8 protein-coding genes are annotated in these 7,697 nt (G+C 72.1%); 2 read left to right on the top strand and 6 right to left on the bottom strand.

Annotated elements, in window-relative coordinates; genetic code table 11:
• Positions 1 to 185: 185 nt before the first annotated feature.
• The 4 genes from ACTUAL_RS18940 to ACTUAL_RS18925 form a co-directional block, all read right to left on the bottom strand.
• Positions 186 to 809, bottom strand: a complete 624-nt coding sequence (locus ACTUAL_RS18940; RefSeq protein WP_096491056.1) for a putative glycolipid-binding domain-containing protein — start codon at positions 807 to 809, stop codon at positions 186 to 188.
• Positions 806 to 979 carry an antitoxin gene (locus tag ACTUAL_RS18935; protein ID WP_440901200.1) on the bottom strand — a complete coding sequence of 58 codons (174 nt, stop codon included), beginning with the start codon at positions 977 to 979 and terminating at the stop codon, positions 806 to 808. Before ACTUAL_RS18935 ends, ACTUAL_RS18940 begins: the two co-directional genes overlap by 4 nt.
• A 138-nt stretch (positions 980 to 1,117) precedes the next feature.
• Positions 1,118 to 2,368, bottom strand: coding sequence for a thioester domain-containing protein (locus ACTUAL_RS18930; protein ID WP_440901199.1), 1,251 nt, complete (start codon positions 2,366 to 2,368; stop codon positions 1,118 to 1,120).
• Positions 2,369 to 2,755: 387 nt separating this feature from the next.
• Entirely contained in the window at positions 2,756 to 3,970 is a 1,215-nt protein-coding gene (locus ACTUAL_RS18925) for a DNA cytosine methyltransferase (protein WP_440901198.1), read from the bottom strand.
• A gap of 82 nt (positions 3,971 to 4,052) precedes the next feature.
• On the opposite strand from ACTUAL_RS18925, the gene ACTUAL_RS18920 reads away from it, so the two are divergent.
• The gene (locus ACTUAL_RS18920) at positions 4,053 to 4,853 is read left to right on the top strand and encodes a hypothetical protein (protein WP_096491052.1); all 801 of its coding nucleotides are present in this window, start codon (positions 4,053 to 4,055) and stop codon (positions 4,851 to 4,853) included.
• On the opposite strand, the gene ACTUAL_RS18915 is transcribed toward ACTUAL_RS18920, so the two are convergent.
• Entirely contained in the window at positions 4,843 to 6,270 is a 1,428-nt protein-coding gene (locus tag ACTUAL_RS18915) for a hypothetical protein (protein WP_096491051.1), read from the bottom strand. The two genes, ACTUAL_RS18920 and ACTUAL_RS18915, sit on opposite strands and share 11 nt — an antisense overlap.
• A 150-nt stretch (positions 6,271 to 6,420) precedes the next feature.
• A complete protein-coding gene (locus ACTUAL_RS18910) occupies positions 6,421 to 6,648 on the bottom strand; it encodes a hypothetical protein (RefSeq protein ID WP_157767434.1) in 228 nt (75 codons plus the stop codon).
• A 117-nt stretch (positions 6,649 to 6,765) separates the two neighbouring features.
• On the opposite strand from ACTUAL_RS18910, the gene ACTUAL_RS18905 reads away from it, so the two are divergent.
• On the top strand, positions 6,766 to 7,596 hold the full coding sequence (locus tag ACTUAL_RS18905) for an NAD-dependent epimerase/dehydratase family protein (RefSeq protein WP_440901197.1): 831 nt from the start codon (positions 6,766 to 6,768) through the stop codon (positions 7,594 to 7,596).
• The last annotated feature ends 101 nt before the right edge of the window (positions 7,597 to 7,697 follow it).

Raw genomic sequence — 7,697 nt, 5'->3', positions numbered from 1 at the left:
GCGCGGCGGCGGCGGGGGCGTCGCGGCGGCGTGCGTGGGGGGGGGGCAGGGATGGGCGATCGCGGGGGGGGTCTGACCGGGTGGTGACCGGCGGCGGCCGGGGCCCAGGGGGACCCCGGCCGCGCGCGCTGGTTCTCCCGGCGCCAGGTCTGCCGCGTCAGATCCGCTGCGTCAGATCCGCTGCGTCAGATCCTCTGCGCCACGTTCGGGTAATCCACGACCAGCCCCTCGGCGTCCACGGTGACGTCCTGCTCGCCGTCCTCCGCGCGGAGCGCCACGACCGAGCCGCCGTCGCCGACCGACGCGGTGCGGTAGCCGCGCCGCACGACGGTGACGTCCAGGTCGGGCAGGCTGACCCGCACCACGGGCAGCTCGGCCTCGCCGGGCTCCCGGTGCAGGCCCAGCCGCCGGATCGGGATGGCCGCGAACAGCACCGCGAACTCCACGTCCACGTCGACCGCGCCGTCGAAGTCGGCCCGCTCGCCGCCGTGGCCCCGGTCGACCATCCAGACGCCGTCGGAGGAGCGGCTGAGCGAGACGTGCCGCTCCTCGGCGACGGTGGCGGTGCGCAGCAGCAGCCGCGTCACGGAGCCATCCTCGCCGACCGACAGCTCGAAGGAGCCGTTGAACTGCTCGGCGGGCCCCGAGGCGACGATCCGGCCGGACGCCCTGAGCTTGTGCTCGGACACCAGCACGCGGACCTGCTCCAGCCTGGGCACCGCGCACCCCTGCCAGGTGACCATGCGAGCGGCGGCGCGGGACTCGCCCTGCTGGGCGGTGGCGCGCTCGGCCGTCCTGGCGGTGCTCACCGCGCACCCGGCAGGGCGTCCTTGGCCTTCTCGGCCACCGAGTGGACCTGCTCCTGGTGCCCGAGCCGGTCCGAGATGAAGTCCGCCGCCTGGTCGATGCCCTTCTCGACCGTCTCGTGGTGCTGCTCCAGCAGCTCCGTCGCCTTGTTCTTGATCTCGTCGAAGTTCACTCTGGTGCTCCTTCGCACTCGCTGAGCGAGGTTACCGGACCGGTCCAGGGCCCGGAAACGCCAAACGGCTCCCTCCGGCTGGACCGGGGGAGCCGTTCGGGCTACCGCGAGGGCTCGTTCACGCCCTCACAGCTTCGTTCACGCGGTCTTGCGGCGGCGCATCACGATCATCGCGGCGGCGCCCGCGCCCAGCAGGCCGAGGCCGATCAGCAGCGGCACGAAGATCGAGGCGCCGGTGGAGGCGAGCTCGTCCTTCTCCGCGACGGGGACCGGGCTGGCCGAGGTCTCCGGGGTGGAGGACTCCGGCGTGCTCGGGTTGCTGCTGCTCGGGGCCGGGGCGCTCGGGGAGGTGCTCACCGAGGTGGTGGTCGGCGGCGTGGTGACCTGCTCGGCCTTCCAGCTGGCGGTGGCCTCGGCCTTGACCGTCACCTGGCTCGGCAGCGCGACGACGAGCGACTGGGTCTTCTTGTTCTTGTCGCTGCTGACGAAGAGGCGACCGCTGTTCAGCTTCGCGTCGGCCTGCAGGGAGAAGGAGACCTGGCCGTCCTTGGCGCCCTCGGGGACCTTGACGAAGACCTTCTCGAACTTGGTGTCGGCGGAGGCCGACGCGTCGCCCTTGGCGGCGGTCTTCAGGGTCGCGCCCGCGGCGTCGACCAGGGTCACGCCCTGGGGCAGGTCGGCCTTGAGGACGACGGCGCCCGCGGTGGTGCTGACCTCGAACGGGCCGATCAGGTCGCCCGGCTTGCCCGACTGCGTCTTCGGGGTGATCGCCAGCGAGGGAGCGGGCTGCTCCTTGATGCCGACGTTCTTCTCGCCGATCAGGTAGGCGTAGACCGCCTTGACGTCCTCGTTGGTCTGGCGGTCCCGGTCCTTGGTGGTGTCCAGGTCGGCGCCGTCGCTGAAGTGCCAGATCGCGGCCTGGGTGGCGGCGATGGCCTCGCGCGTGCTGACCGACTTGCCGGTCGCCTCGCTCAGGACGGAGGCGTCCTTGACCGGGTAGCTGTTCTGGAGAATCCAGTTGATCTTGTCGGCGTTCTCCTTGAACTTGGTGCCCGAATTGGGGTGCTCGCCCCACGGGACCTCGGTCAGCGGAGTGCCGTTCTCCAGCGGGGTCGGCAGCTCGACGCAGTACGCCTTGACGCCGGTGGTCTTGCCGTCTTCCTTGACCTTCAGCGCGATGAGGTTGGCGCCGAGCCAGTTGTCCTTGTCCTTGTGACCGGACATCTTGACCTCGATGCCCTCTTCGTGGAACTTCGCGAAGTCGGGATCGTGCCTCGGGATCGGGAGGATCTCGATGGCCGTCGCGGAAGCGGGCAGGGCGGCGGTGGTCAGCGCGATCGAAGCACCGAGGGCGATTGCCCCAGCACGCTTCAACAACCGGGATGCCATGTTTCTCCTAGAGGCTTCGCAGGTAGCCCGATGGGTGGTGCAAGGCGTCGGTTCTCTGCCGCCTCGACGGACCGCCTGACCAGGGGTCGACACCGAAACGACAGGAATCGGCCGAACCCTATCCGATCGAGTTTCACCCAATCGAGTTTTGGGAACACCCTGCGTACAAAACTCTGACCTGCGGAAACCCAGAAGAGTGGTCCACTGTGGACGGTCGGGTGATCATCCACAGTGGCCGAAACCAAGATCCACTGACTGTTAAAAGACAGGTCCAAAGTCACAAGCAACCTTGAAACGCGGTGCGTTTCACCAGGTCAGCACGTGTTGATCATTTGTTGGACCTGAGGTTTTCCAGTGATTCGAGTCCACAACGTTATGGAACGGTGATCAAGCGACCAGGCTCGGAACCAGCGCGGGCCGGATGTCGCTCGGACGCAGGGACGTGCCGGGAAGGCACAGTTCACGGGCGGTGGGGCGCTCTCCGGAAAGCATCCAGCGCACCAGCGAGGCGAGCTGGTAGGAGATCAGCGGCGGCACCGCGTCGCCCAGGTGCCGGTACGCGTTCCCCAGCACGGAGACGTCGAACCGGAACTTCCGGGGGAATCCCTGGAGAAGGGCCATCTCACGCACGGTGCACAAGCGGTGCTGTTCCGGGTGCGCGTAGCGACCATTTCCGACGTGGGCGCATTCCCGTTTGATGGTCCGCGCGGGCTCGTCCCACCACATCCGCCCGTAGACGTCCGGGTGCGAACCCCACCGGCCCGCCTCGATGATCTTCACCTGGGCGGGGTTCAGCAGCAGCTCGGTGTCCGGCGCGCCGACGAGGTCCGCCCACGAGCCGCCGTCGACCGGGATCGCCCGCATCCGGTCCAGCGAGCGGTCCGCCCGGAACGACGGGGAGACGTGCATGGCGTCGTCCGGGTGCGCGTAGCCCGCCGGGATGGGCGGCAGCTTGCCGATAGCGCGCCGCACCGTCACGGCGGCGGGCCGCACCTCCCGGCCGCGCCACACGTCCTCCAGCGTCCGCAGGGGGATGCCCGCGTCCACCGCCACCACCACGGCCCGCTCGCGCAGCTGCGGCAGGCCGAACCGGGACAGCATGTGCGAGGAGGCGTTCACCTCGTAGCCGAGCGCGATCAGCTGCTCGGCCAGCCCGTCCAGGTGGTGCCGCTGCTTGCCGCGCACCAGCTCGCGCGCGTTCTCCATCAGCAGCACCTTGGGGCGCAGCTCGGCCACGAACCGGGCCACCCGGCCGACCAGCGAGTTGCGCGGGTCGTCGCGCAGGTGGTTGGCCGCGGTGATCCGGGTGAAGCCGGAGCACGGCGGGCAGGCCACCAGCACGTCCAGCTCGCCGCGCCGCAGCCCCCACACCTCGCGCAGCACCGCCGGGTCGATCCGGCCGAGGTCGACCTGCAGCGGGTCGATGCCGATGTTGTCGCGGTAGACGTTGTTGCACCGCAGCGAGCCCAGCGGGGACGAGGGCTTGCCGATCTGCGCGTCCGCCGCGCCGACGACGCTGAAGTCGCGGTGGGTTCGGAACCCGAGGCTCATCCCACCCGCGCCGGAGAACAGGTCGACAACCTTGTAGGTGGGTCCGCGCACGGCGGTGATCGTACGGCGGTCACGGGGCGACACCGCGCCGTGGTCACCCCGTTCGGACCAGTCATCCCGTAGCTTCCCCGGCATGGAACTGCCCGCGGCCTGGTGGCGGCCGGACCCCCTGCGCGGGGTGGAGGACGTGCCGTGGCGCGCGCTCTCCGGCGGCCGAGGCGTCGACGACCTGCTGAAGGCCGCCGCCGAGGGCGAGCCCGGCGCGTGCGACGGGCTCGCCGCGCGACTGCTGGACCAGGACACGGTGTCCGAGGCGACGGTGCGCGCGGTGCCGTTCCTGGTGGAGCTGGGGGCCGGTTACAAGGTCCCCGCGGACACCCGCGATCGGGTGATATTCCTGCTGGCCGCGATCGCGCTCGCGGGCGCGGGCTTCACCGAGGGCGGGACGCGGCGCACCCGCAGGCGGTGGAACCGGCTGGGGCGGGAGCTGCCCCGGCGGCAGCCGGACCTGATCACGCAGGCGCGGCAGGCGGTCGCCGAGGGCGCGCCGAAGGTGTTCGACTCGCTGGGCCTGGCCGAGGTGGCCTGCTCGATGGCGCTGGCGATCGCCGTGCCCGAGGCGGCGCCGCAGCACGTGGTGGACGTGGCGCACGGCATCGCGTTCGCGGGCTCGTTCCCCGAGCCGCTGCAGGAGTCGGCGGTGGTGGCGCTGCACCTGGTGCACGGCTGGGAGTGCGACGAGTCCTGGGTCTACGCGATAGCGCAGGGCGACCCGGAGCTGCTGCGCGCCTACGAGGAGGGCGCCTTCCCGCCCTACCAGCCGTCGGTGGTCACGTTGCAGCTGCTCGGCTTCCGGTACGCCTTCCTGGCCGCGTACGGCCAGGAAGGCGTGCTCGGGATGGACCTGCTCGGGGGCGAGCCGGTCACGCCGTGACGAACACCTGCTCCACGACCGGGGCGGGTTGCTCGTCGTCGGCGATCGGGACGGCGGGCTCCAGCGGGCCGAAGCCGGTGCCCCACTCCTGGTCGGCGAGCGCGAACGCGGCGACGGTCAGCGCGGCCACCGGGCGGCCGAGCTGGAGCTGGTCGGCGGTGAAGTCGAGCTCCAGCTTGCCGCCCAGCGGGGACGGCTTGAGGCGCAGCGCGCCGTGCGGGGTCTCGTCGGGGTGCGCGAAGCGGCAGGCCCACTCGGAGAACACGATGGGCCGCTCCACGGTCTCGGTCGGCTGCACCGCGCGCACGTTCGCGCCGACCGACCCGTGCCGGTAGGCGTCGGCGGCCGAGACGAGCAGCTCCTCGAACTCCATCGAGGACACCCCGAGGTCGTGCCCGGCCACCAGCGCCACCTGGACGAGCGAGAGCGGCAGCTGCGGCAGGGCGTCCTCGAAGCACACCATGGCCCCGCCGTACCGGGTGTTGATCTCGGTGGGCAGGAAGCCGTCGGCGGTGGCGATGCCGTCCAGGGTGAACGTGCCCCGGTAGTCCACGGTCTCGCGCAGCCGCTCGCCGACCCGGCGGGCCAGGTTGCGCATCTGCTCGCGGATGCGGGCGGGCGGGTCGTAGTAGGACGCGCAGCCCGCGTAGAGGAACCGGGCGGACCCGGCGCGGCGCGGGACGACCATCTCGATCGGGCGCAGCACGGCGGTGCCGTCCGGGAAGACGATGCCGTGCACGCTGACCGGGATGCCCTCCAGGAACGGCATCACGCGGACGAAGTCGCACTTGGGCGCGAGCACCTCGAAGGCGTCGCGGGCCTCCTCGCGGTCGCGGACGCGGCGCACGAAGTTCGCGCCTCCGTTGATCGCCGGGCCGTCGCCGGACCACACCGCGCCCGCGCCCCGGTCGAGCCGGAGCGTGGCCTCCCACAGGGCGTCGAAGTCGAGCCCGAGCACCTCGGCGGGGGCGCGCGGCGCGGACAGCTCGTCCCACAGCGCGTCGACGGTGGTCTTGTTCTCCAGCTCCACCCACTCGGGGCGGCGCGCGCTGAGGACCGGGCGGCCCGCGAACGAGGGCACCTGGGAGTAGGGGGTGCTGATCACCAGGGCTTCGCCCTCGGGGTCGAACTCGTCGAGCACCGCGCGGACGCGCTTGCCCGGCGAGGTGAGCAGCTTGGTGAGCCGGTTCTGCTCGGTCGCGACGAAGCCGCCGATGCCGAGCGGCACCCAGCGGGCGCGTTCGGAGTCGTGCAGGGGGGCGTGGTCGTCCGTCGACAGCACGAGCGTGTGGCGCGCGCCGAGCTGGTGCAGCTCGTTCACGCGATTGCTCAGCCGCGTGCCCCCGGCGAGGACAACCCGCCGGTCGCCGAACAAGGTGCCGAGGCGCTCCTGGAGCGCGAGGAGGACATGATCCATCGCCGAGGACTCGCTTTATGAGAAGCAGATGAGAGCACCGGCGAGCGCCGGGTGCCACGCACTGTAGAGGCACCCGCGCGGATCGGCGAAGCACGGTGGGGCAACGAGCGGATGAAACTTGCCGATAGGTGTGGATCTAGCCTCGCGAGATCATCGAGCGGCCTCGCGAAGCACCAGGTCAACGCGGTCCAGGAAGGCGCGCCTCCCCCTCGGTCGGGTGACGCCGATCGCCAGCGCCAGCAGCGTGTCGTCGTCCGCGCGGGAGGGGTGCGGGGAGGGGGTGGAGTCGGCCACGGCGGCGGCGGTCCGCAGGAAGTGCTGCCGCTCTGCCTCGCGTTCGGCGTGCTCGGCGAGAGCGACCTCGATCGTTCTGGGCATGACGGGATGCGGGTAACTCACTCGGGTGGTATCGGCGGAACAGAACCACACCTTTAGGGCCAATTTCCCACCATTTGCCGTCAACCGAACAGGTGGTGGCGTGATCGTATGTCGCCCATGCGGGTATTGGTCACGGGCGCACGGGGTTACGTCGGCCGCGCGGTGGCGGCGGAGCTGTCCGGCGCGGGGTGCGAGGTGGTCCCGCTGGGGTGCGACGTGCGCTCCCCAGGGGCGCGGGACGCGGCGCGGTCGGTCGACGCGGTGGTGCACCTGGCCGCGCTGGCGCGGGTGCGCGAGTCGTTCGGGCGGGCGCTGGACTACTTCGACGTGAACGTGGCGGGCACCGCGAACCTGCTGCGCGCCGGGCCCGCCCGGTTCGTGCTCGCCTCCACGGCCGGGGTGTACGGCGCGCCGGGCGTCCCGGTGCTGTCCGAGGACGTGCCGCGCGCGCCCGCGAGCCCTTACGCGGCCTCGAAGGCCGCCGCCGAGGTCCTGGTGCGCTGGGCCGCGCCGGGCGGGGTGGTGCTGCGGCTGTTCAACGTCGCGGGCGGCGGCGACCGGGACGACACGCGGATCGTCACCAGGGCGTGCGCGGCGGCGTCCGGGCGGCTCGGGCCGCTGGCGGTCCACGGCGACGGCGGCGCGGTGCGGGACTTCGTGCACGTGCGGGACGCGGCGCGGGCGTTCCTGGTCGCGCTCGGGCTGGACGGCGGGGTGTTCAACGTGGGCGCGACGGCGGCGAGCGTGGCCGACGTGGTGGCCGCCGTGGAGGAGGTCACCGGACGGCCGCTGGCCGTCGAGCACCACCCGGCGCACCCCGGCGAGGTGCGGGAGCTGCGGTCGGACTCGGCGCGGCTGCGCGCGGCCGGGTGGGTCCCGGAGCGGTCCGGGCTGGTCGAGCTGGTGCGCGACCAGTGGCTCAGCGAGACCGCCGCCGGGTCGCGCTGACCGCGAGGCCGCTGAGCGCGGTCCGAGCCGGTGGAACCGGTGCGCCACCAGGAGCTGCTCAGCGAACCCGCCGCCGCGACGCGCTGACCGCGAGGCCGCCG

Source organism: Actinosynnema sp., assembly GCF_052038725.1.
The sequence above is the reverse complement of the archived record's forward strand: the minus strand, read 5'-3'. Positions and strand labels throughout refer to the sequence as shown.

Excerpts from the sequence above, each read along its gene's own strand:
- ACTUAL_RS18910 (WP_157767434.1), bottom strand. The coding sequence starts at position 6,648 with ATGCCCAGAACGATCGAGGTCGCTCTCGCCGAGCACGCCGAACGCGAG.
- ACTUAL_RS18915 (WP_096491051.1), bottom strand. The coding sequence starts at position 6,270 with ATGGATCATGTCCTCCTCGCGCTCCAGGAGCGCCTCGGCACCTTGTTC.
- ACTUAL_RS18930 (WP_440901199.1), bottom strand. The coding sequence starts at position 2,368 with ATGGCATCCCGGTTGTTGAAGCGTGCTGGGGCAATCGCCCTCGGTGCT.
- ACTUAL_RS18920 (WP_096491052.1), top strand. The coding sequence starts at position 4,053 with ATGGAACTGCCCGCGGCCTGGTGGCGGCCGGACCCCCTGCGCGGGGTG.
- ACTUAL_RS18905 (WP_440901197.1), top strand. The coding sequence starts at position 6,766 with ATGCGGGTATTGGTCACGGGCGCACGGGGTTACGTCGGCCGCGCGGTG.